Source organism: Streptomyces nitrosporeus, from assembly GCF_008704555.1.
Lineage (GTDB): Bacteria > Actinomycetota > Actinomycetes > Streptomycetales > Streptomycetaceae > Streptomyces > Streptomyces nitrosporeus.
Map to the genome: position 1 here is coordinate 7299649 of NZ_CP023702.1, position 21580 is coordinate 7321228.

18 protein-coding genes are annotated in these 21580 nt (G+C 72.3%); 12 read left to right on the forward strand and 6 right to left on the reverse strand.

Features of this window, described 5'->3' with window-relative positions; all coding sequences use genetic code 11:
* Nucleotides 1–98: 98 nt before the first annotated feature.
* Together CP967_RS32515 and CP967_RS32520 are read right to left on the reverse strand one after the other, a co-directional pair.
* Complete coding sequence (locus tag CP967_RS32515) at nucleotides 99–1466, reverse strand: glycoside hydrolase family 10 protein (RefSeq protein ID WP_150491400.1); 1368 nt, start codon at nucleotides 1464–1466, stop codon at nucleotides 99–101.
* 646 nt (nucleotides 1467–2112) lie between these two features.
* Nucleotides 2113–3969 (reverse strand): serine hydrolase domain-containing protein, encoded by a 1857-nt coding sequence (locus tag CP967_RS32520; RefSeq protein ID WP_150491401.1) that lies wholly within the window; start codon nucleotides 3967–3969, stop codon nucleotides 2113–2115.
* Nucleotides 3970–4291: 322 nt separating this feature from the next.
* Here CP967_RS32520 and CP967_RS32525 point away from each other — a divergent pair, with 322 nt between their 5' ends.
* The 3 genes from CP967_RS32525 (at nucleotide 4292) to CP967_RS32535 (ending at nucleotide 8665) form a co-directional block, all read left to right on the forward strand.
* Nucleotides 4292–5398, forward strand: a complete 1107-nt coding sequence (locus CP967_RS32525; RefSeq protein WP_150491402.1) for a calcium:cation antiporter — start codon at nucleotides 4292–4294, stop codon at nucleotides 5396–5398.
* 120 nt (nucleotides 5399–5518) lie between these two features.
* Nucleotides 5519–7030 carry an acyl-CoA synthetase gene (locus tag CP967_RS32530; RefSeq protein ID WP_150491403.1) on the forward strand — a complete coding sequence of 504 codons (1512 nt, stop codon included), beginning with the start codon at nucleotides 5519–5521 and terminating at the stop codon, nucleotides 7028–7030.
* Between the two features lie 108 nt (nucleotides 7031–7138).
* On the forward strand, nucleotides 7139–8665 hold the full coding sequence (locus CP967_RS32535) for an alpha/beta fold hydrolase (protein ID WP_150491404.1): 1527 nt from the start codon (nucleotides 7139–7141) through the stop codon (nucleotides 8663–8665).
* Nucleotides 8666–8723: 58 nt separating this feature from the next.
* Here the strand turns inward: CP967_RS32535 and CP967_RS32540 are convergent, their stop codons facing one another.
* Nucleotides 8724–10358 (reverse strand): FAD-dependent oxidoreductase, encoded by a 1635-nt coding sequence (locus tag CP967_RS32540; protein ID WP_150491405.1) that lies wholly within the window; start codon nucleotides 10356–10358, stop codon nucleotides 8724–8726.
* Nucleotides 10359–10622: 264 nt separating this feature from the next.
* Here CP967_RS32540 and CP967_RS32545 point away from each other — a divergent pair, with 264 nt between their 5' ends.
* The 7 genes from CP967_RS32545 to CP967_RS32575 all read left to right on the forward strand — a co-directional run bounded on the left by CP967_RS32545 (nucleotide 10623) and on the right by CP967_RS32575 (nucleotide 15870).
* The gene (locus tag CP967_RS32545; RefSeq protein WP_150491406.1) at nucleotides 10623–11741 is read left to right on the forward strand and encodes a TcmI family type II polyketide cyclase; all 1119 of its coding nucleotides are present in this window, start codon (nucleotides 10623–10625) and stop codon (nucleotides 11739–11741) included.
* Nucleotides 11742–11815: 74 nt separating this feature from the next.
* Nucleotides 11816–12256: a cupin domain-containing protein gene (locus tag CP967_RS32550; protein WP_150491407.1), complete on the forward strand. Its 441-nt coding sequence runs from the start codon at nucleotides 11816–11818 to the stop codon at nucleotides 12254–12256.
* Entirely contained in the window at nucleotides 12253–13521 is a 1269-nt protein-coding gene (locus CP967_RS32555; protein ID WP_150491408.1) for a beta-ketoacyl-[acyl-carrier-protein] synthase family protein, read from the forward strand. The genes CP967_RS32550 and CP967_RS32555 overlap by 4 nt, the downstream gene beginning before the upstream one ends.
* Nucleotides 13518–14768, forward strand: coding sequence for a beta-ketoacyl synthase N-terminal-like domain-containing protein (locus CP967_RS32560; RefSeq protein WP_150491409.1), 1251 nt, complete (start codon nucleotides 13518–13520; stop codon nucleotides 14766–14768). Before CP967_RS32555 ends, CP967_RS32560 begins: the two co-directional genes overlap by 4 nt.
* A 15-nt stretch (nucleotides 14769–14783) precedes the next feature.
* The gene (locus CP967_RS32565) at nucleotides 14784–15038 is read left to right on the forward strand and encodes an acyl carrier protein (protein WP_150491410.1); all 255 of its coding nucleotides are present in this window, start codon (nucleotides 14784–14786) and stop codon (nucleotides 15036–15038) included.
* Between the two features lies 1 nt (nucleotide 15039).
* Nucleotides 15040–15519 (forward strand): SRPBCC family protein, encoded by a 480-nt coding sequence (locus CP967_RS32570; RefSeq protein ID WP_150491411.1) that lies wholly within the window; start codon nucleotides 15040–15042, stop codon nucleotides 15517–15519.
* An 18-nt stretch (nucleotides 15520–15537) separates the two neighbouring features.
* On the forward strand, nucleotides 15538–15870 hold the full coding sequence (locus tag CP967_RS32575; protein ID WP_150491412.1) for a TcmI family type II polyketide cyclase: 333 nt from the start codon (nucleotides 15538–15540) through the stop codon (nucleotides 15868–15870).
* 72 nt (nucleotides 15871–15942) lie between these two features.
* Here the strand turns inward: CP967_RS32575 and CP967_RS32580 are convergent, their stop codons facing one another.
* Together CP967_RS32580 and CP967_RS32585 are read right to left on the reverse strand one after the other, a co-directional pair.
* On the reverse strand, nucleotides 15943–17022 hold the full coding sequence (locus CP967_RS32580; protein WP_150491413.1) for a methyltransferase: 1080 nt from the start codon (nucleotides 17020–17022) through the stop codon (nucleotides 15943–15945).
* Nucleotides 17023–17056: 34 nt separating this feature from the next.
* Complete coding sequence (locus CP967_RS32585; RefSeq protein ID WP_150492156.1) at nucleotides 17057–18142, reverse strand: right-handed parallel beta-helix repeat-containing protein; 1086 nt, start codon at nucleotides 18140–18142, stop codon at nucleotides 17057–17059.
* Between the two features lie 147 nt (nucleotides 18143–18289).
* Between CP967_RS32585 and CP967_RS32590 the strand changes: the two genes are divergently transcribed.
* Nucleotides 18290–18688 carry an ACT domain-containing protein gene (locus tag CP967_RS32590; protein WP_150491414.1) on the forward strand — a complete coding sequence of 133 codons (399 nt, stop codon included), beginning with the start codon at nucleotides 18290–18292 and terminating at the stop codon, nucleotides 18686–18688.
* A gap of 48 nt (nucleotides 18689–18736) precedes the next feature.
* Nucleotides 18737–19237, forward strand: a complete 501-nt coding sequence (locus CP967_RS32595; protein ID WP_150491415.1) for a hypothetical protein — start codon at nucleotides 18737–18739, stop codon at nucleotides 19235–19237.
* On the opposite strand, the gene CP967_RS32600 is transcribed toward CP967_RS32595, so the two are convergent.
* Entirely contained in the window at nucleotides 19176–21437 is a 2262-nt protein-coding gene (locus tag CP967_RS32600; protein ID WP_150491416.1) for a family 2 encapsulin nanocompartment cargo protein terpene cyclase, read from the reverse strand. The genes CP967_RS32595 and CP967_RS32600 overlap by 62 nt on opposite strands.
* Nucleotides 21438–21580 lie beyond the last annotated feature (143 nt).

A 21580-nucleotide genomic window follows, 5' to 3' on the forward strand; every position in this document is an offset into this window, starting at 1 on the left:
GGACGGCCGGACGGTGCGGACACACGGAACAGGGCACGGTGGGTGCGGGGGTCACCGCGCCCCGTCCCGGCCGGTGGGTGCCTCCCGGCCCGTCGTGGTCAGGAGGCGGTGCAGGCACCCACGACGGGGGCCGCCGTGCTGCCGTTGGAGGTGACGGTGAACCCGAAACTCGTCGAGGCCCCGGCCGCGAGCGTCCCGTTGTACGTGGGCTTCACCGTCATCACGGTGCCGCCGGCGTCCCAGGCGGGGGCACCGTTCCAGAGGGCCGACACCTTCTGCGGGGAGGGGACCGTGACCGGCACCGACCAGGTGGTGATGCCCGCGCTGCCGGCCTTGACGGTCACCTGCCCGTTGTACCCGCCGTTCCAGGTGGCGGTCTGCGTGTACGTCGCCGTGCAGGCGCCGGTGCCGCCGCCGTCACCGCCGCCGTCGGACCCGCCCAACGCGGCCAGCACCGCGCCGTACGCCGGCTTCTTGTTGTAGTCGCCGTCGAACAGCAGAGGGGTGCCGCCGCTGCGCCACGAGTACTTGTCGGTGACACCCCACACGGTGATGCCGGTGCAGCGTGACACCGCCAGACACGCGTTCACCACGGTGGTGTAGTCGGCCGCCTGGGCGGAACCGGAGCCCTCGATGTCCAGCTCCGTGATCTGGACGTCGACACCGAGGTCGGCGAAGCGCTGCAGGTTGGCCCGGTAGTCGGACGGGACGGGCGAGTTGCTGTTGAAGTGGGACTGGAAGCCCACGCAGTCGATCGGGACACCGCGCTGCTTGAAGTCCTTCACCATGGCGTAGACCGCGTTGCTCTTCGCGTTCTGGCCGTCGGTGTTGTAGTCGTTGTAACAGAGCTTGGCACCGGGATCGACCGCGCGGGCGGTGCGGAACGCCTCCTCGATGAAGCCGTTGCCGAGCTTGTCCTGGAAGGGCGAACTGCGCCGGGCGCCGCTGCCGCCGTCCTGGAACGCCTCGTTCACCACGTCCCACGAGTCGATCTCGCCCTTGTAGTGCGTCATCACCTGGGTGATGTGGTTGTTCATCGCCGCGCGCAGGTCGGTGGCGGCCAGGCCCGAGACCCACCCCGGCAGCTGCGAGTGCCACACCAGGGTGTGCCCCCGCACCTTCATGCCCTGGCCCCGGGCGTGGTCGACGATCCGGTCGGCGGCGGAGAAGTTGAAGGAGCCGCGGCTGCTCTCGAGCGCGTCCCACTTCATCTCGTTCTCGGGCGTGACCGAGCCGAACTGGGCGTTCAGCGTGGACGCGTACGGTGCTTCGCCGAGGTGGTTGGCGGCTACGGCCGCACCGAAGTACCGGCCTTTCGCGGCCGCCGCGTCACCGAGGGCACCGGTGGCCTCGGCCGTTCCGGCGAGCGAGACGACACCGGCCGCAGCCAGCACACCGGCCGTCAGGACGGAGAGCGCCCGCCGGGTCAGGCGGCCGGGGGAGCCGCCGGGAGTTTTCTGGGCCATCACGTTGTCCAGCCTCTTCTTCCGGTTGCCGGGCGTGTCGGACAGAGTGCCCGGACAGGGGGGATCGGACCGTTCGAGGTGCTGTGCAGCCGTCTGCCGGAGGCGTGCCGAAGGACACCGCGGGCAGGGGAGGAGCGGTGGAACAGGGGGGCGAGGGAGAGTATGCGCGTGCCGGGAAGAACGCGTCAACGGTAGGTTTCCGAAATATTTCCGAGCGAACAGCCGCTCATCTGAGGGAGGGCGACCGCGTGGCCTGGGCAGATGGTGTGGTTTCCGGATTCTTCCGGCAGGTGGGTCATCATCGCGCGGAGGGGGCACGAAAAGTGTCGGAGAAGGATTGCGAAACTTTCGATACCCGTCCACGGCTGCCGTGGCCCTGTGGCCTGACGGTGCGTCCGGCCCGGGCCCTGCCGCCGGCGGCCGGTGCGGCGGCGGGTACCGGCATGCCCTCGGCCCGCGCGTCCCGGTGCTCGGCGCGCGGTGCCCCGGGCGCCGGGCGTACGTCCCCGGCCCGCCCGGCCGCGGCGCACACGCGCACCGGGCCCGGCGCTGCGGACCCGCCCGCCGCGCCGGACCCGGTGCGCACCGAGAAGCCCCTGGCCGCGGGGCCCCGACCGTGCCGGCCGCCCAGCCGGCCGGGATCCGGTCAGTCGGAGGACTCGGACCATCCCGACGCCTCGAAGCGCCGTGCGTCAAAGGGCCTGCCGCCGTCGAAGAGGGTGCGGTTCCCGTCCTCGACGCGCACCCCGTCCACGTACACGCCCCGTCCGACGTACAGCTGGTCGGCCGTACAGCGCCAGCGGAGCCGGACCGCCGTGCCCCTCCACGGCGAGAGATCCGCCTCCAGCCGGTGCCAGACCCGTCCCGACCAGCCGGAGACGGAGCCCTCCGGATGCGACCGTGTCCCGCCCGGCTCCCCGCCGGAGGGCCGGGTCGTGAACGGCACCGGAAGCCAGGAGGCCCCGGCGCCGGCCGACGCCTCCAGGTACAGGAAGTCCGAGGACGGCTCGGTGTCCCACCACAGCGAGCAGCGCAGTACCGCGTCCGCGGACGCCGGCCGCAGTACGGGCAGGGCGAGGGTGGACGTGGTGGCGTTGTCCATGCCGGAGAACCACGCGGTACGCCCCCGGGCCGGGCGGACCGGCACCGCACGCGCCATCCGGTTGGCCGTGGCGACCCGCGGCGCGCTGCCCGAGCGCCAGCTGCGCACCGGGTGCACCGAGTTGCCCAGGACGATCAGGAAGGAGTCCGTGGTGGGGTCGAGGACCAGGCTGGTGCCGGTGAAACCGGTGTGGCCCGCGCTGCGCGGAGTGGCCATCGCGCCCATGTACCAGTGCTGGTAGAGCTCGAAGCCCAGGCCGTGCTCATCACCCGGGAAGGCGGTGTTGAAGTCGGTGAACAGCAGGTCCACCGACTCCGGGGACAGGATCCGGGCCCGGCCGTAGACACCGCCGTTGAGCAGGGTGCGGGCCAGCACGGCGAGGTCCCAGGCGCAGGAGAAGACCCCTGCGTGCCCGGCGACCCCGCCCAGGCTGTAGGCGTTCTCGTCGTGCACCTCGCCGCGGATCATCCCGCGGTCCAGTCCCGACCACGGCCGCCGCGCGTCCTCGGTCGCCGCGATCTTCGGCTTCCAGGAGTCCGGCGGGTTGTACCGGGTGCGGCGCATCCCGAGCGGAGCGGTGATCTCGTCGTGGAGCAGGACATCCAGGGTGCGGCCGGTGATCTCTTCCAGGACCAGCTGCAACGAGATCAGGTTGAGGTCGGAGTAGAGGTAGACCGTGCCGGGGGCGGAAGCGGGCACCTCCTCCCACAGCAGGCGCAGCTTTCCCTCGCGTGTCGGTTCCGCGTACAGCGGGATCCACGCCCGGAACCCCGAGGTGTGGGTGAGCAGCTGACGGATGGTGACGTCCTGCTTGCCGCCGCCCGCGAAGTCGGGAAGATAGGACGCGACCGCCGCCTCCAGCTCCAGCGCGCCCCGTTCGATCTGCTGCACGGCCAGGAGCGACGTGAACAGCTTCGAGACCGACGCCAGGTCGAAGACCGTGTCCCGCGCCATCGGGATCTGCTGGTCCGCGGGCAGTTCCACCCCGGTGTCGGTCTTCTCGTCGTACGCCGCGTAGCGCACCGCCGTACCGATCGGCCGGTGCAGCGCCACGGTGCCGCCCCTCCCGGCCAGCAGCACCGCCCCGGCGTACCACGGATGCCGGGGGGAGCCGGCCAGGTACCTCTCCGCGTCGGACACGAGCAGGTCGAGCTGGTCCTGCAGCAGCCCGGCGCGCGCCGCCGGGCCGCGGCGCAGCGTGGGGCCGTCCGGCCTCGATCCCATACCCGTCCCGGTCGCCGATACCGTGCCCGGGGCCCCCGTGCCCCGCTCCGCGGCGACCGCGGCTCCCGCCGTCCCCGCGAACGGGACCGGCGCGAGCGCCAGTGCGCCGCCCAGCGCCAGTATCCCGCCGCCCAGCCTCCGGCGGCTCATCCCCTCGCCCGACACGTCCCCGGTCATCGCGGTCCCCTTCCCTCGGCCGGCGGCACACCACCGGAGCGAAAGTAATTTTCGAAATCCCGTCCGATCCTGAAACTTCTTTCCGGGCAGAGGTTACTGTCACCTCCGGTGCCCCGTGGGCCCCCGGCCGCGGAAACTATGTGACGTCGCGTCAGTTCCCCTCGGGGCGCACCCGCCCCGGCGTTCGCGGCGGCGAAGCCGCGCAAGGCGCCGGAGCCGCGCGCCCCCAAAGTCGCCCACCGCGCGGACCCGGCCGAGAAGTACCGGACCGCGGCCATGTCCCGCCGGGCGTCCACCGGTCCCCTCTGGCAGCCTGTGCCCCATGGACGCGAGCGCGACGGCCCGGGGCCTGACCGGCCGGTGGACCGTCGCCGTGCCCGCGGCGGCGGTCGTGGCACTCGTCCTCAGCTGGGGCCGCGCCCTTCCCGCCTTCGCCGTCGTCATGGTCGCGCTCTGCCTCGCGGGCGCCGTCCTCGCCGCCGTCCACCACGCGGAGGTCATCGCCCACCGGGTCGGCGACCCCTACGGTTCGCTCATCCTCGCCGTCGCCGTGACCTTCATCGAAGTGGCCCTGATCGTCATCCTCATGCTCGACGGGGGCCCCGAGGCATCGGCACTGGCCCGGGACACCGTCTTCGCCGCGGTCATGATCACCTGCAACGGCATCGTCGGCCTCTGCCTCCTGGTCGGCGCCCTCCGCAGCCGGGTCGCCGTCTTCAACGCCGAGGGAACGGGCGCCGCACTGGCGACGGTGGCGACCCTGGCCACCCTCAGCCTGGTCCTGCCGACCTTCACCATCGGGAAGCCGGGCCCGGAGTTCTCCCCCGCCCAGCTCGGCTTCGCGGCTGTGGCCTCGCTGCTCCTGTACGGACTGTTCGTCGCCGTGCAGACCGTCCGGCACCGCGAGTACTTCCTGCCGCTCACCCAGGACGGCCGGCTGCGCAGGGACGACCACGCCGCACCGCCGCCCGGCCGCAGGGAGACGGTCCTCAGCCTGGTCATGCTCCTGGTCGCACTCGTCGCGGTCGTCGGCAACGCCAAGTCGGTGTCACCCGCCGTGGAGTCGGGAGTCGCCGCCGCGGGCATGCCGCAGGCGGTGGTCGGTGTGGTCATCGCCCTCCTGGTACTCCTGCCGGAGACCCTGGCCGCCGTACGGGCGGCCCGCCGGGAACGCGTCCAGACGAGCCTCAACCTCGCCCTGGGCTCGGCGATGGCCAGCATCGGCCTCACCATCCCCGTCATCGCGCTCGCCTCGGTCTGGCTGGACGGGCCCCTGCACCTGGGGCTGAACTCCACCCACCTGGTGCTCCTCGCGCTGACCGTGGTGGTGGGCGCGCTGACGGTCGTACCCGGCCGGGCCACTCTGCTCCAGGGCGGCGTCCATCTGGCGATCTTCGCCGCGTTCGTCTTCCTGGCGATCAGCCCCTGACACCCGAGCCCTCCACACGGCCCGCCCGGCCCGGAGCACACGTCCCACCCGGCCGCACCCCGCGCAAGCCCGCACCGCCGGCCCCTTGACCCCCGGCCCCCGTCGGCCCAGGATCACGCCATGAACGGTGTACGCAGCAGTACGGTCGACCAGGTCGTGACCCGCAGTGCCCGGCGCACCCCGGGGCGCACCGCCGTCCGGTACGCCTCGCGCGTCTGGACCTACGAGGCGCTGGACACGGCGGTCGGCACGGCCGCCGCCGTCCTCACCGCCGACCACGGGCTGCGCCCCGGCGACCGGGTCGCCTCCTACGCCCACAACTCGGACGTCTACCTGATCGCCTACCTGGCCTGCGCCCGGGCCGGCCTGGTCCACGTACCGGTCAACCAGAACCTCACCGGCGAGGACCTCGCGTACATCCTCGCCCAGTCCGGCAGCTCCCTCGTCCTCACCGATCCCGGCCTCGCCGGGCGCGTCCCCGCCGGCCGCCCGGTACGCGCGCTGCGCGACGCGCCCGGCTCGCTCCTCGACGCCCTGGACGACCCCCGGCCCTTCACCCCCGGACAGGCCCCCGGCGCGGACGACCTGGCGCAGCTGCTGTACACCTCCGGCACCACCGCCCAGCCCAAGGGCGCGATGATGACGCACGGCGCCCTGGTCCACGAGTACGTCAGCGCCATCACCGCGCTCGACCTGCGCGCCACCGACCGGCCCGTGCACTCGCTGCCGCTCTACCACTCCGCGCAGATGCACGTCTTCCTGCTGCCCTACCTCGCGGTCGGCGCGGAGAACACCATCCTGGACGCCCCCGACGCGGACCGGATCTTCGACCTGGTCGAGGCCGGGCAGGCGGACAGCCTCTTCGCCCCGCCGACCGTCTGGATCGGCCTCGCCAACCACCCGGACTTCGCCACCCGTGACCTCGGTGCCCTGCGCAAGGCGTACTACGGCGCGTCGATCATGCCCGTGCCCGTGCTGGAACGTCTGCGCGAACGGCTGCCGGACCTGGCGTTCTACAACTGCTTCGGGCAGAGCGAGATCGGCCCGCTCGCCACCGTCCTCGGCCCCGGCGAACACGAGGGGCGGATGGACTCCTGCGGCCGGCCGGTCCTCTTCGTCGAGGCGAAGGTCGTCGACGAGGAGGGCCGGGAGGTGCCGCACGGCACGGCCGGCGAGGTGGTCTACCGCTCGCCCCAGCTCTGCCGGGGCTACTGGGACAAGCCCGAGGAGACCGCCGAGGCGTTCCGGGACGGCTGGTTCCACTCGGGTGACCTCGCGGTGCGTGACGCCGAGGGGTACTTCACCGTCGTCGACCGGGTGAAGGACGTCATCAACTCCGGAGGCGTACTGGTCGCCTCGCGCCAGGTGGAGGACGCCCTCTACACCCACCCGGCCGTGGCCGAGACCGCCGTGGTGGGGCTCCCGGACGAGCGGTGGATCGAAGCGGTCACCGCCGTGGTCGTGCTCCGGGGCGAGGCCACCGAGGAGGAACTGATCGCGCACGCACGCCGGCGGCTCGCCCACTTCAAGGCCCCGAAGAAGGTCCTGTTCGTCGACGGCCTCCCGCGCAACGCCAGCGGGAAAATCCTCAAGAGAGAGCTGAGGGACCGTTTCTCCGCCCCGCTCACCTGATCAGCGCACCTCCGGGACGGCGAGTGGCGGGCGGCGGTCCCGCACGGCCCGCTTCGCCGAGAGCATAGAGTCCCGCACCCCGCGGCCGGTGCTGTTCGGATGGCGGCCATGCCGACCTTCACCGCCCCCGACGGGGCCGTACTCGCCTACCGCCTCCTCGGCCGGGGAGAGCCACTGATCTGCCTGCCGGGCGGCCCTCTGCGGGCCTCCGCCTACCTCGGCGACCTCGGGGGCCTCTCCCGGACCCGCCGGCTGGTCCTGCCCGACCCGCGCGGCACCGGCGGCTCGGCCGCCCCCGACGACCCGTCGGCCTACCGGTGCGACCGGCTCGTCGGTGACGTCGAGGCACTGCGCGTCCACCTCGGCCTCGGGCACATCGACCTGCTGGCCCACTCGGCGGCGGCGAACCTCGCCGTCCTCTACGCGGCGCGCCACCCCGGACGGCTGCGCACCCTCACCCTCATCACCCCGGGCACCCGCGCCGCCGGCCTCCCCGTCACCGGCCGGGAACTGCGCGAGGCGGCGGCACGCAGCGCCGGTGAACCCTGGTACGCCGAAGCCCGTGCGGCTCTGGAGGAGATCCTGGCCGGGCGGGTGACCGACGCGGCCCGGTCGGCCGTCGCGCCGCTGACCTACGGGCGCTGGGACGCCACCGCCCGGGCGCACGCCGCCGGCGCGGCAGCGCAGACCAACACGGAGGCCGCCTCCTTCCACTACGCCGAGGGCGCCTTCGACCCCGCCGCCACCGTCGCCGCCCTGGGAGAACTGGCGGCACCGGTCCTGGTCGTCGCGGGGGAGCACGACGCGGGCCCCCGCCCCGACCGGGCGGCACAGCTCGCCGCTCTCTTCCCGCACGCGGAACTCGCCGTCCAGCCCGGGGCCGGCCACTACCCGTGGATCGACGATCCCGGCACCTTCGCCCGGACCGTCGAGGCCTTCCTCGATCCCGCCGTCAGCAGTGTGCGGGCAGGCGGCATCCGCCTGGCCCACCGCACCTGGGGCGACCCCTCGGCCCCGCCCCTCGTTCTGGCACACGGGCGGGGCGGCGACAGCCGCGACTGGGCCGGCGTCGCCGCGCGGCTCGGCGCACACCACCGGGTGTACGCGCTCGACCTCCGGGGCCACGGCCTCAGCGACTGGCCCGGCCGCTACTCCTTCGAGCTCTTCCGCGACGACCTGCACGGCTTCCTGGAGGCCCGCGGCCTGGCCGGAGCGACCCTCATCGGGCACTCGGCCGGCGGGACGGCCGCGCTGCTCCTCGCCCAGCGGCACCCCGGGCTGGTCGGCCGGCTCGTCCTCGAGGAACCGCCGCCCCCGGTCCCGCTCGACCCGCCCCGCCCACCCGCCGAACGGCCGCCCGGAACGCTCGGCTTCGACTGGCCGGTGGTCCCCGCCACCGACGAATGGCTGAACGACCCGGACCCGGGGATACGCGAGCACCTCGGCCGGATCACCGCCCCCACACTCGTCATCGGCGGCACCCGCAGCCACGTCGACCAGGAACAGCTCCGCTCGCCGGCCGGACGGACACCCGGCGGCCGCTACGCCCCGGTCGACGCCGGGCATCTCGTACACGCCGACAACCCGGACGGATTCCTCGCCGCGCTCGCCTCCTTCGGGATCGGCCGGGGCTGAAACCGCCGGGGCTGAAACCGCCGGGCGGGCCGGGACGCCCGCCCGGCGGCCGTCCCGCTCAGTCCCGGTGCAGCAGCGCCGTGAGCGCGTCGTACAGCACGGTCTCCGGGTCCTCCACCGCGCCCGGCGAACGCCAGGCCACGAAGGCGTCCGGACGCACCAGCACGGCGCCGTCCGCCCCCGTACCGTGCGCGGCGGCCCAGTCGCCCCCCTCCTCGGCCTCCAGGTCCGCCCCGGCGCCCGCCCCGACGGCGTAGGCGTCCAGCCGGATCCCCAGCCGCTCCGCGACCCGTGACGCCGCCGCCCGCCACTCGGGGCGGTCCGCGTCGCAGAGCAGCACGAACGACCGCTCGTACAGATCCAGGGTCGAGACGCGCGTACCGGCCCGGCGCACCCACAGATGCGGTGCGCGGGTGCCGGGCTCGCCCGTCAGGCCCATGCGCTCCGGCACCACCGGACCGGCCGGACCGGCGCCCAGCACCGCGCCCCGCCCGTAGCGGTATCCCAGCGCCACCGTGAGCATGCCGCCCCGGGGACCGCCCGCCGGGCCCTCGGGGGCCGCGTAACCGGGGTGGCTGTGCTCCTGCGAGCGCGACGACGCCCGTGCGCTCGTGGCCCGTGCCACCGGCAGCCGTTCCGCCTCGTACGTCTCCAGAAGACCGGGACCCGCCTCCCCACGGACCACGGCGGCCAGCTTCCACGCCAGGTTGTGCGCGTCCTGGATCCCCGTGTTCGAGCCGAACGCCCCGGTCGGTGACATCTCGTGGGCCGCGTCACCCGCGAGGAAGACCCGTCCCGACCCGTACCGCTCGGCGACCCGCTCCGCCGCGTGCCACGGAGCCTTGCCGGTGATCTCCACGTCCAGGCCGGGCGCGCCGACCGCCTCCTGGATGTGCGCCACACACCGGTCGTCGGTGAAGTCCTCCATGGTCTCGCCCAGTTCGGGTTTCCACGGCGCGTGGAACACCCACCGCTCCACGTTGTCCACCGGCAGCAGCGCCCCGTCGGCCTTCGGGTTCGTCAGGTAGCAGACGATGAACCGCCGATCACCGACCACCGACGCGAGACCGCGCGAGCGGAACGTGATGCTCACGTTGTGGAACAGGTCGCCCGGACCGGTCTGCCCGATCCGCAGCTGCTCCCGGACCGGGCTGCGCGGCCCGTCGGCCGCCACCAGGTAGTCGGCGCGCACCGTGGTGTGCTCCCCGGTCTCCCGGTCCTTCACCACCGCCGTGACCCCGTCGGCGTCCTGCTCGAAACCGAGCATCTCCGCGGAGAAGCGCAGATCACTGCCCAGGGCGCGGGCGTGGCCGACCAGAACGGGTTCCAGGTCGTTCTGGCTGCACAGGCACCAGCCGCTCGGGCTGAACCGCGCCAGGCCGCCGCCCGGGTCGATCTCCTTGAACAGCCAGTCCTGTTCGCCGCCGGTGAGCGACGGGGCCTGCAGGATGCCGTGATTGCCGGACAGCACCGACGCGGCGTCCCTGATCAGCCGCTCCGCCCCCGCCGTACGGAAGATCTCCATCGTGCGGACGTTGTTGCCCCGCCCGCGCGGATGGGTCGAGGTGCCCGCGTGCTTCTCGACCAGGAGATGGCGGACACCGAGCCGGCTCAGGAAGACGGAGGCGGACAGGCCCACCAGGGAGCCGCCCACGATGAGGACCGGCACACGGTGGACGACGTTCTCGTTCATCAGCAGCTCCAGCTCGGACGCGGGACGGATGCAGTGTCCATGCCCTCGCGGAAAGGCTCCGGCCCACTCCTCACCTGAACGGTTCACAAATCTCGCGCCGTCCGTACCGGCGTTCCACGATCGGTCGCGGGAGCGATACACGGGATGCGCGGCGGGCACGCCGCATCAGCGGGGGAGGGACCCACTCCGCTTCCACCGAAACCGACGGATGGCGCCGGGCCACCGGACGTGGTCACCGCAGCGTCCTCGAAGGAGAGCGAAAAGATGACAACCCTCTCGGAACGCATATCGCAGTCCGCCTTCGACGGATCGAGGCTCCGGGTCATACTCCTGCTGGACCTGCACGACGGCGCCCAGAACCAGTTCCTCGAGGCGTACGAGCACATGCGCAACCAGGTCGCCTCGATTCCCGGGCACATCAGCGACCAGCTCTGCCAGTCCATCGAGAACCCCTCGCAGTGGCTCATCACCAGCGAATGGGAGAGCGCGCCGCCCTTCCTCGCGTGGGTGAACAGCGAGGAGCACGTCGAGACGGTACAGCCCCTGCACAGCTGCGTACGCGACACCCGTTCGCTGCGGTTCAGCGTGCTGCGCGAGACGGGTGCCGCCTTCGAGAACGTCCCCGAACCCCTCAAGGGCCGCCTCCAGTCCGCTCCCCGTCTGGGCGACGGCGTCGTACGCCACGCCCTCACCTTCACGGTGAAGCCGGGCACGGAGGACATCGTCGCGAAGATCCTCGCCGACTACGACTCCCCGCAGGCGCGCGTCGACGAGAACACCCGGCTGCGCCGTACCTCGCTCTTCATGCACGGCAACCGGGTGGTGCGCGCGGTGGAGGTCGAGGGCGACCTGATGGCCGCGCTGCGGCACGTCTCACGCCAGCCCGAGGTCAGGGCCGTCGAGGAGGCCATCAACCCCTACCTCGAACAGGACCGCGACCTCGCCGACCCCGACTCCGCCCGGATGTTCTTCACCCGGGCCGCCCTGCCGACCGTCCATCACGTCAAGGCGGGCCGGCACACGGCGGAGGAGCTCGAGCGGCACGCGCTGTTCTACCAGGCCAAGGAGGGCTGCGGCATGGCACTGGCACGACTGCTCGCCGGCCAGGACGAGGAGGCGGCAGAGGACATCGCCGGCCCCATCGAGAGCAGCACCATCTTCCAGCGGGACGACGTGGTGGTCCGCCTGCTCGAGGTGAGCGGCCCCCTCGACGCGCAGCCCGCCCAGGCACTCGGCATCGGCGGCGCCCGCAAGGCGGCCGTGTTCGGCCGGCTCCTCGAAGGCGGCGCCAACGGCCTGCCGACGACCGACCCCGAAGCCGCGCGCTTCCTCTCGCAGGCCGAGATGACCCTCGTCACGGACCGGCAGGCCCCCGATTCCTGAAACCCCGGCAGCCGGGCACCGGCCCGCGCCGCCGTCACCCGAACAACGCGCAACGCGCCCGGAGGAGAGCAGTCATGACCACGCACCGGCCTCGCATCGTGGACCTCAGCGAGACGCAGCCCAACCGCAGGCGCGGAGGAGATCTGCGCGCCATGCTCACACCCACCGCCGTGGGAGCGACCAGCGGCTTCATGGGGCTGGCCATCGTCCGCCCCGGTGAGCGCATCGGCGAGCACTACCACCCGTACTCCGAGGAGTTCGTGTACGTGGTGCAGGGCCTCCTCGAGGTCGACCTGGACGGCGAACCCCACGCCATGCGGCCCGACCAGGGCCTCCTCATCCCGCCGCACGTACGCCACCGCTTCCGCAACGTCGGCGACGAGGAGGCGCGCATGGTCTTCCACCTCGGCCCGCTCGCCCCGCGCCCCGAACTCGGACACGTGGACACCGAGATCACCGACACGGCGGTGGCCGAGCGCGGCGCGCCGCCAGAACGGACGGGGGCCGCGTCATGACCCGGCGTGTCGCCGTCACCGGAGTCGGTGTGGTCGCGCCGGGAGGCATCGGCGCCCCGGCTTTCTGGGACCTGCTGTCGAACGGCCGCACCGCGACACGAGGCATCACCCTGTTCGACCCGGCGCCCTTCCGCTCCCGGATCGCGGCCGAGGTCGACTTCGACCCCGTCGCGCACGGCCTGGACGACGGCCTGATCGCACGCTCCGACCGGTACATCCAGTTCGCCCTGGTGGCCGCGAGGGAAGCGCTCCAGGACGCCGGCCTGGACCCGGAGAGGGAAGACCCCTGGCGCGTCGGCGTCTCCCTCGGCACCGCGGTCGGCGGCACCACCCGGCTCGAACACGACTACGTCGCGGTCAGCGGGAGCGGAGCACGCTGGGACGTCGACCACCGGCCGGCCGGCGCCCATCTGGAACGCGCCTTCTCGCCCAGCACCCTCGCCTCGGCCGTCGCCGAAGAGGTCGGGGCGCACGGCCCGGTCCAGACCGTCTCCACCGGCTGCACCTCCGGTCTGGACGCGATCGGCTACGCCTTCCACTCCATCGAGGAGGGCCGCGTCGACGTCTGCGTCGCCGGAGCCTCCGACACGCCGATCACCCCCATCACCGTCGCCTGCTTCGACGCCATCAAGGCGACCTCCGCCAACAACGACGACCCGGAACACGCCTCCAGGCCCTTCGACGCCCGCCGCGACGGGTTCGTCATGGGCGAGGGCGGAGCCGTCCTGGTCCTCGAGGAGCTGGAGCACGCGCGGGCCCGCGGGGCGACCGTCTACTGCGAGATATCGGGCTACGCCACCTTCGGCAACGCCTACCACATGACCGGGCTCACCAGCGAGGGCCTGGAGATGGCCGAGGCCATCAACACGGCTCTGGCGCACTCCCGGACCGACCCCTCGCAGGTCGACTACGTCAACGCGCACGGCTCGGGCACCAAGCAGAACGACCGGCACGAGACCGCGGCCGTGAAGCGGGCCCTGGGGCAGCACGCGTACAAGGTGCCGATGAGCTCCATCAAATCCATGGTGGGGCACTCGCTCGGAGCGATCGGCGCCATCGAGATCGCCGCGTGCGTCCTGGCGCTCCGGCACCAGACCGTGCCCCCCACGGCCAACTACGAGACCGCCGACCCCGAGTGCGACCTCGACTACGTACCACGCACCGCACGGCCGCTCAAGCTGCGCAGCGTGCTCTCGGTCGGCAGCGGCTTCGGCGGGTTCCAGTCCGCCGTGGCCCTGACCCGAACAGGCGGGAGGACTCCATGAGCACCTCGGCACGCCGGAGGTCCGTCATCACGGGGATCGGCGTCGTCGCCCCCAACGGGACCGGCGCCGGCGCCTTCTGGAAGCAGACCCAGGAAGGCGTCAGCGTCCTCGACCGGGTCTCCCGCGAAGGCTGCGAGAACCTGCCTCTGCGGGTCGCGGGCGAGGTCAGGGACTTCGACCCGGTCACCGCCGTCGAGGAAAGGTTCCTCGTCCAGACCGACCGGTTCACCCACTACGCGATGGCCGCCGCCGACCTCGCCCTCGACGACGCGCGGCTGGGCCGCGCCGACTACGAGGACGCCCCCTTCAAAGTGGGCGTGGTCACCGCCGCCGGGTCCGGCGGCGGTGAGTTCGGGCAGCGCGAGCTCCAGCGGCTGTGGGGGCAGGGACCCAAGTTCGTCGGCCCCTACCAGTCCATCGCCTGGTTCTACGCCGCCAGCACCGGCCAGATCTCCATCCGCGGCGGTTTCAAGGGCCCCTGCGCCGTCGTGGCCAGCGACGAGGCGGGCGGCCTGGACGCCCTCATGCACGCCGCGCGCTCGGTCCGGGGCGGCACGGACGCGGTCGTCGTCGGCGCCGCCGAAGCGCCGCTGGCACCGTACTCCGTCGTCTGCCAGCTCGGCTACGACGACCTCAGCGTCTGCGACGACCCGGCCCGCGCCTACCGGCCGTTCACCGCGGACGCCTGCGGGTTCGTGCCTGCCGAGGGCGGCGCCATGCTGGTGGTCGAGGAGGCGTCGGCGGCGCGGGCCCGCGGCGCCCGGGCCCGCGCCGAACTCGCCGGACACGCCGCCACCTTCACCGGAGCGGGCCGGTGGGAACAGTCCCGGGAGGGACTCGCCCACGCCGTCGAGGGGGCTCTGCGCGAGGCCGGCTGCGCTCCCGAGGAGATCGACGTCGTCTTCGCCGACGCCCTCGGGGTCCCCGCCGCGGACCGGGCCGAGGCACTGGCCCTCGCCGACGCGCTCGGCCCGCACGGGCGCCGCGTACCCGTGACGGCGCCCAAGGCCGGCATCGGCCGTGCCTACTGCGGAGCGCCCGTCCTGGACGTCTCCGCGGCCGTGCTCGCCATGGAACACGGCCTCGTCCCGCCGACCCCCAACGTCTTCGAGGTGTGCCACGACCTCGACGTGGTCACCGGCCGTCCGCGCCCCGCCCGGCTCCGCACGGCACTGGTGCTCAGCCGGGGCCTCATGGGCTCGAACTCGGCCCTGGTGCTGCGGCACCCCAACGACACCACTGAGTGACAAGGAGCGATCCCCGTGTCCGACCGACTGACGTACGAAGAGCTCGCAGGACTCATGAAGAGCGGCGCGGGTCTCACCGTCGACCCCGCGCAGATGGAGAGCCGTCCCGGCTCCGCGTTCGAAGAGTACGGCCTCGACTCGCTCGGCCTGCTCGGCATCGTCGCCGCCCTCGAGAACCGCTACGGCCGCCCGCTGCCGGCCGACGCCGACCGGTGCAGGACGCCCGGAGAGTTCCTCGACCTCGTGAACACCACCCTGACAGGAGTCTGACGTGTCCGGACACACCGAGAACGAGATCACCATCGCCGCCCCCCTGGACCTGGTCTGGGACATGACGAACGATCTCGAGAACTGGCCCCGGCTGTTCAGCGAGTACGCCTCCGTCGAGGTGATCGAGCGGGAGGGCGAGACGACCACCTTCCGGCTCACCATGCACCCCGACGACAACGGCAAGGTCTGGAGCTGGGTCTCCGAGCGCACCACGGACCGCGCCGGACGCACTGTCCGCGCCCACAGGGTCGAGACCGGGCCGTTCCAGCACATGGACATCCGCTGGGAGTACTCGGAGGTCCCCGGAGGCACCCGGATGCGCTGGCGGCAGGACTTCGCGATGCGCCCCGACGCCCCGGTCGACGACGAGTGGATGACCGACAACATCAACCGCAACTCCCGCGTCCAGCTGGAACTCATCCGCGACAAGATCGAGCAGCGCGACCGGGAACGGCGGTCCGCCTCGGTCCCGGTCAACTGAGGACCGAAAGGCAGCCAGATGCATCACGCACTGATCGTCGCCCGGATGGCCCCCGACTCCGCACCGGACATCGCCGAGCTCTTCGCCGCGTCGGACGACACCGAACTCCCGCACCTGGTGGGGGTCAACAGGCGGACGCTGTTCCAGTTCGGGGACGTGTACCTGCACCTGATCGAATCCGACAGGCCCCCGGGCCCGGAGATCGCGAAGGTGACCGGACATCCGGAGTTCAAGGCCATCAGCGACCGGCTGACCGCCTTCGTCAGCCCGTACGACCCGCAGACCTGGCGCGGTCCCAAGGACGCGATGGCGCAGCAGTTCTACCGGTGGCAGCGCGACGGATCCGCCTGACCCACCGGCGACCGCCCCGGCCCGGCACCCGAGTGCCGGGCCGGGGCGGTCCGGCACCCGGGGGGAGCCGGATCAGCCCGGCACCACGCATTCGAACGCGTGGAGGTAGGCGTTGACCGGGCGGACCTCGCGGATCTTCAGGCCGGCGTCGGAGATCCGCGTGACCAGACTCTCCCTGGTGTGCTTCGCACCCCCGACGTTGAGCAGGAGCAGCAGGTCCATCGCGGTCGTGAACCGCATCGAGGGGGTGTCGTCGACGAGGTTCTCGATGACCACCACCCGGGCGCCGGGACGCGCCGCCGCGACCACGTTGCGCAGCGTCCGGCGGGTGCTCCCGTCGTCCCACTCGAGGATGTTCTTGATGATGTAGAGGTCGGCCTCGAAGGGGATCTCCTCACGGCAGTCGCCGGGCACGATCCTCGCCCGGCCGGCCAGCGGGCCGTCGTCGCGCAGCCGGGCGTCCGCCCCGGCCACCACCCCGGGCAGGTCGAGCAGGGTGCCGTGCACCGCGGGGTGCTTCTCCAGCAGACTCGCCAGCACATGGCCCTGGCCCCCGCCGATGTCGGCCACCGAGGAGACCCCGGTGAGGTCGAGCAGATCGGCGACGTCCCGGGCGGACTGCACGCTGGACGTCGTCATGGCGCGGTTGAACACCTGGGCGGACTCGCCGGCGTCCTGGTGGAGGTAGTCGAAGAAGCCCTTGCCGAACGTCTCGGGGAAGACACTCGCCCCGGAGCGCACCGCGTCGTCGAGCCGCGGCCAGACCTCCCACGTCCACGGCTCGGTGCACCACAGGCAGATGTAGCGCAGGCTGTGCGGATCGTCCTCGCGCAGCAGCCGGGACATCTCCGTGTGGGCGAACGTGCCGTCCTCGGTCTCGGCGAAGACGCCGTAGCAGCTCAGCGCGCGCAGCAGCCGCCGCAGCGGGGCCGGCTCCGCCTTCACCGCCCGGGCGAGCTCCTCGGCCGTGGCCGGTGACTCACCGAGCGCGTCGGCCACTCCCAGCCCGGCCGCGGCGCGGAGCGCGGCGGCACGGGCCGCTCCGAACGCCAGTTCCCTCAGCTGCATGGCCGGAGGGGGAGAGGCGGGAGCGGAGGAGACGGGGGCGGCGGCGAGGGGGGTGGTCTCGGGGGTGGGACTCAGGGTGGTCATACCGACTCGATTCTGCCGACGCGGCGGCCGGCCGTCACTGGGCGCACATTCCGGCCGGCACGGACGTGCCGCACTCGTTGCTGACGAAGGTGTTGCCCGTGCCGGAGGTGTCCCGGTCGGCGAGGTCGGCCGGCCGGTTGTCCCGCACGAGGTTGCCGCTGATGGTGTTGTCCGTGTTGAGGGCTCCCACGAAGCTCTTGAACAGCAGGATCCCGCCGGAATGGGCGGTGGTGCCCGCGTTGCCGCGTACGACGTTGTCCCGCACGACCGTCTTCTCACTGCCGGTCAGGACGATCCCGGACCCCTGGATCGCCGAGAGCCGCTCCGTGGCCGCGCAGAACCTGTTGTTCTCCAGGACCTGGTTGCCGCTGACCGTCATGGACCCGGCCGCGGGCCTGGACTCGTCACCGACGACGAACACCCCGCTGCAGTTGCCGGTGATGCGGTTGCCCTCGACCGCCAGGTTCCTCACACGGCGGACGGTGACCCCGATCCGGTTGTCGCTCAGGGCGTTGTCCTGGATCAGGGTGCCCCCGGTGTCGGTGGCCCCGCCTTCCTCGGTGACCGAGTTCGCGACGAAGATCCCCGCGTCCCCGTTGCCCGTCGCGGTGTTGCCCCGGAGATGGCCCCGGGTCGAACGCTCCTGGGCGATGCCCCAGGTCCCGTTCTCCTTCGACGTCACGTCGCGTACGGAGAGGGAGTCCGTCCAGGACGCCCAGACGCCGTTCCGGGCGAAACCGGAGACGGTCAGGGAGCGGATGCTGACATCGTCGACCGTGCGCGACTTCGTGCCGATGACGCAGATGCCGTTGCCGGCCTTCGCGCAGGTGCCGTCGGCCGCCCCGGCCTTCGCCACCGCCGGTGCGATCACCGTCCGGTCACCGGCGCCCTGCAGGGTCAGCCCGGGCTTCGTGATCAGGACGCTCTCGCGGTACGTGCCGGGCAGGACGACGATCGTGTCACCGGCCCGGGCCGCGTCCACCGCGCTCTGGATCGAGTCACCCGGGCGCACGACGTGGTGCCCCGGTGCGGACGCGGTGGAGGGGACCGTCGCGAGACCCAGCGCGGTGGCCGTACCGGCGGCGGCCCCCACCAGACGCGTGAGGCGCTTTCTGCTCATGTGTCGTGTACTCATGAGCCGAAGCTAGGGGCGATTCCGGGGCGCTGCCACGCAGGGTGTGCGTACGCACACATGGCGTGCCCGAATGGCTTACCGGCCCCTGTGCGGCACCCGGACGGCCGGGCCCGTGGGCCGTAACGTGGCCCCATGACCGGCGAACGCGACCTGAGGACCCTGCTGCGCGGCATGCGGCCGGAGCTGAACCCCGGCCGCTACGTCTTCACGACGCTCCCGGACGGCGGGACGCCTCCCGGGGTGGACCCCGTGGTGACCGTCGCCGAGCGTGAGGGCCTCACCCTCGTCCTCCCCGAGAGCCAGGCGGTACGGGCGGGGCTCGCCCACGACTTCGTGGCCGCCTGGATCACCCTGCGCGTGCACTCCGCCCTCGACGCCGTCGGGCTGACCGCGGCGGTCTCCCTCGCCCTCACCGACGCGGGGATGGGCTGCAACATGGTCGCCGGCTACCACCACGATCACCTGTTCGTCCCCCATGGGCGGGGGGCCGAAGCGGTGCGGGTGCTGGAGGCACTGGCGGCGGAGTCGTAGGAGCCGCCCGGCTCCGCAACGTGAGCCGGGCCACGTAACATGGCCCCCATGTCCTTCCTCCGCCGCCGTAGCGCCGCCACACCCGCGGGCCCGGACTTCGATGTCCTGGCCATGGACCCCGGGGACTGGCCCGGCAACCTCGGTGCGGGCCTGCTCCCCGCCCCGGACGGGAGCTGCCAGGGCGTCTTCCTGCGCTACGACCTGTTCGGCGGCCGCGGCCCGGCAATGATCATCGGCAACCTCCCGGAGGGCTCACCCGCCCGCGAGACCGAGGAGGGCCAGGTCCCCTTCGAGGTGGCTCAGCTCCTCCTCGCCCTCGAGAACGACGAGCCGGTCGAGGTCACCGGCACCGAGGACGTTCCCGTCATACAGAGGGACAGCCTCCTCGTCGTCCGCCGGATCAAGCTCTCCGAGAGCCGCATCTCCTGTGTCCAGTTCGACCGGAGCGACGGGGTGCTGGTCACCATCGCCAGCTGGGACCGGCCCATCACGGACGATCTGTACGCCCTGCTGAAGCCCCTGCCGGCAGAGCTGTTCCAGCAGGGCTGAAACGTCCCTGCGACAGCAGCCGGGTGATCCGCGCCGCCGACGTACCGACCCCCGTGGGACCGCCGAGGTGCCAGGGGGCTCCGGTGCCCCGCCGCAGGTCCTGCTCGCGGTAACGCCGGCAGTCCCGGTGCCAGATCAGGATGCCCGCCATCCAGTGCTGAAGCTCCACCACATAGCCGGCGAGCGTCTCCCGGGCCTCGTCGTCCAGAGCGAAGTCGTCGTACAGCACCGGCAGTTCGTGCTCGGCGACATGCTGGAACTCGCGCATCCGCGCCTTCATCAGGTCGTGCACGATCGCCACGCCCGTCGGATAGTCCACTCCGAAGAAGTTCTGCACCACCAGGACGCCGTTGTGCACCTCGCCCTCGTACTCGATCTCCTTCTGGTAGGAGAACAGGTCGTTGAGCAGGCAGGCGTAGTCCGACGCCGCGTGCTCCAGGGACCGCAGCGGGCCGCTCCGGTAGACCGCGTCCGGGACCTTCCTGCCGTGCCCCAGGCGGCACAGGCTCATCGTCAGGTCCGAGCCGAAGGTCGCGCGGCGCATCTCCATGTAGTCCACCGGATCCGGGACCCGGTTCTGCGCCTGGTTCGCCAGCTCCCACAGCCAGCTCTCGGTCATCGACTCCACCGCCGTGCGGAAGGAGCGCCGGGCCGCCGCGTCCATCGGGCCCGCGGTCCGGTGCCACAGGTCGGCGAGACCCCGCTCCAGCGCGTTCAGCGGGTCCGGCACCGCCTCACCGTCCAGCGGCATGAACAGCGACAGCCGCTCGTTGGCCAGCCGCGCCCCCGCCAGGTCCCGGGTCCTGCCGTGCACCACCGGGAACCAGTCGTCCCCGTACGTCCCCCAGGTCAGCCACCCCGACGACAGGTCGAGCTCCTCCGGCGTGGCGTCCGGGTGCAGGCCCGCCGCGCACAGCGGGAGGTCCGTGGCGACCAGCCGCTCCTCGTCCCAGATGTGGGAGCCGGGCACCCCGGGCTGTGCCTCCAGCAGGCCCATCCGCCGCGACCACTCCACGATCCGCAGCCGGGCCCCCTCCAGATAGGGGCTGAGGGTCGTGGTGAAGGGCATCTCGAACTCGGGCAGCAGGGACGGGCCGACGTGCTGGTAGGGGACATGGGAATGACGGCGCAGCCGCGCCGACTCCGAGCGGGGCGTGAGGCGGACCGACGCGGCCGCCATCCCGAAGGCGGGCACGGAGCCGGCCGTACCGCCGCCGTTCATGTAACGGCTGGAGCGCATGTGCCACTCGTGACCGCCCGACTGCCAGTCCTGCAGCCCCTTGACGTAGGCGAGAACGGCCACCGTCTCGTCGGCGGTGAGCCCCTTCTCGGCGCACAGCGGCGGCAGTTCGGTCAGCGCGGTGTGCTCGAACTGGTGCAGCCGTGAGGTCAGCAGGTCGTTGACCGCCTCCGCCGCCTCCTGCGTGGAGCACTTCAGGAACCGCTCCAGGACCAGCACGCCGTTGCTGTTCTCGCCCTCGTCCTCGACCTCGCGCTGGTACGAGAACAGGTCGTTGCGCAGATGTACGCCGTCGGAGAACGCGTCCCGCAGTACGCGCAGGGCACGCGCGCCGGCCAGGGCCGCGGGGACCTCCGCGTTCGCCGCGTACTCCACCAGGCCCGCCGACCACGGGGCGCCGCCCACCTTGCGGCGCATCTCGATGTACTCGACCGGGTTGGCGATACGGCCCTCGTTGATGTTCGAGAGCTCCCACAGCGACTCGTTGAGCAGGTTCTCCGTCGCCTCCGCGAACCGCGCCCGCCAGGCGTCCGACATGGCCGGGACCGTCCGCGTCCACAGATCGGCCAGCCCCGCTTCCACCGGATTGGCCGGCTCCGGCATCGCCGCGCCGCGGTCCATCGGCATGAACGCGGGCAGCCGGTCCAGGTACCGCTTCCCGCCCTCCCGGTCGTGGGTCCGCTTGAACAGCTCCAGGAAGTGGTCGTCGAAGAAGAAGACCCACACATACCAGTCCGTCACCAAGGACAACGCCTCGGCCGAGCAGTCGGGGTGGGTGTACGCGCACAGCAGTGCGTAGTCGTGGGACTCGAGGTCCTTCTCCTCCCAGACGCCGGACCCCTCCAGCATCCCCATCCCGCGGGCCCACCGGCGGGTGTGGCTCCGGGCGGCCTCCAGATGCGGGTTGAGACGCGCCGGGTACGGCACATAGAAGTCCGGCAGTGTGAAGGGCTGTGCCATGTACGTGTCGGCCTTTCGGAACGCGGCACGGTCCGGACGGACCGCGCCTGTCGGCGCCAGAACTACCCCTGAGCCGTTCGGGTTACACGAGAGCCCAAATAGTCATATAAGCGTGGCGATTATGGGGTGGTCGTCTCGACCGT

Bases quoted from the DNA above. Each gene is read 5' to 3' on its own strand.
- CP967_RS32530 (WP_150491403.1), top strand. From the start codon at position 5,519: ATGAACGGTGTACGCAGCAGTACGGTCGACCAGGTCGTGACCCGCAGT.
- CP967_RS32580 (WP_150491413.1), bottom strand. From the start codon at position 17,022: ATGACCACCCTGAGTCCCACCCCCGAGACCACCCCCCTCGCCGCCGCC.
- CP967_RS32535 (WP_150491404.1), top strand. From the start codon at position 7,139: ATGCCGACCTTCACCGCCCCCGACGGGGCCGTACTCGCCTACCGCCTC.
- CP967_RS32600 (WP_150491416.1), bottom strand. From the start codon at position 21,437: ATGGCACAGCCCTTCACACTGCCGGACTTCTATGTGCCGTACCCGGCG.
- CP967_RS32550 (WP_150491407.1), top strand. From the start codon at position 11,816: ATGACCACGCACCGGCCTCGCATCGTGGACCTCAGCGAGACGCAGCCC.
- CP967_RS32520 (WP_150491401.1), bottom strand. From the start codon at position 3,969: ATGACCGGGGACGTGTCGGGCGAGGGGATGAGCCGCCGGAGGCTGGGC.
- CP967_RS32545 (WP_150491406.1), top strand. From the start codon at position 10,623: ATGACAACCCTCTCGGAACGCATATCGCAGTCCGCCTTCGACGGATCG.
- CP967_RS32590 (WP_150491414.1), top strand. From the start codon at position 18,290: ATGACCGGCGAACGCGACCTGAGGACCCTGCTGCGCGGCATGCGGCCG.
- CP967_RS32555 (WP_150491408.1), top strand. From the start codon at position 12,253: ATGACCCGGCGTGTCGCCGTCACCGGAGTCGGTGTGGTCGCGCCGGGA.
- CP967_RS32515 (WP_150491400.1), bottom strand. From the start codon at position 1,466: ATGGCCCAGAAAACTCCCGGCGGCTCCCCCGGCCGCCTGACCCGGCGG.
- CP967_RS32560 (WP_150491409.1), top strand. From the start codon at position 13,518: ATGAGCACCTCGGCACGCCGGAGGTCCGTCATCACGGGGATCGGCGTC.
- CP967_RS32540 (WP_150491405.1), bottom strand. From the start codon at position 10,358: ATGAACGAGAACGTCGTCCACCGTGTGCCGGTCCTCATCGTGGGCGGC.
- CP967_RS32575 (WP_150491412.1), top strand. From the start codon at position 15,538: ATGCATCACGCACTGATCGTCGCCCGGATGGCCCCCGACTCCGCACCG.
- CP967_RS32585 (WP_150492156.1), bottom strand. From the start codon at position 18,142: ATGAGCAGAAAGCGCCTCACGCGTCTGGTGGGGGCCGCCGCCGGTACG.
- CP967_RS32525 (WP_150491402.1), top strand. From the start codon at position 4,292: ATGGACGCGAGCGCGACGGCCCGGGGCCTGACCGGCCGGTGGACCGTC.
- CP967_RS32595 (WP_150491415.1), top strand. From the start codon at position 18,737: ATGTCCTTCCTCCGCCGCCGTAGCGCCGCCACACCCGCGGGCCCGGAC.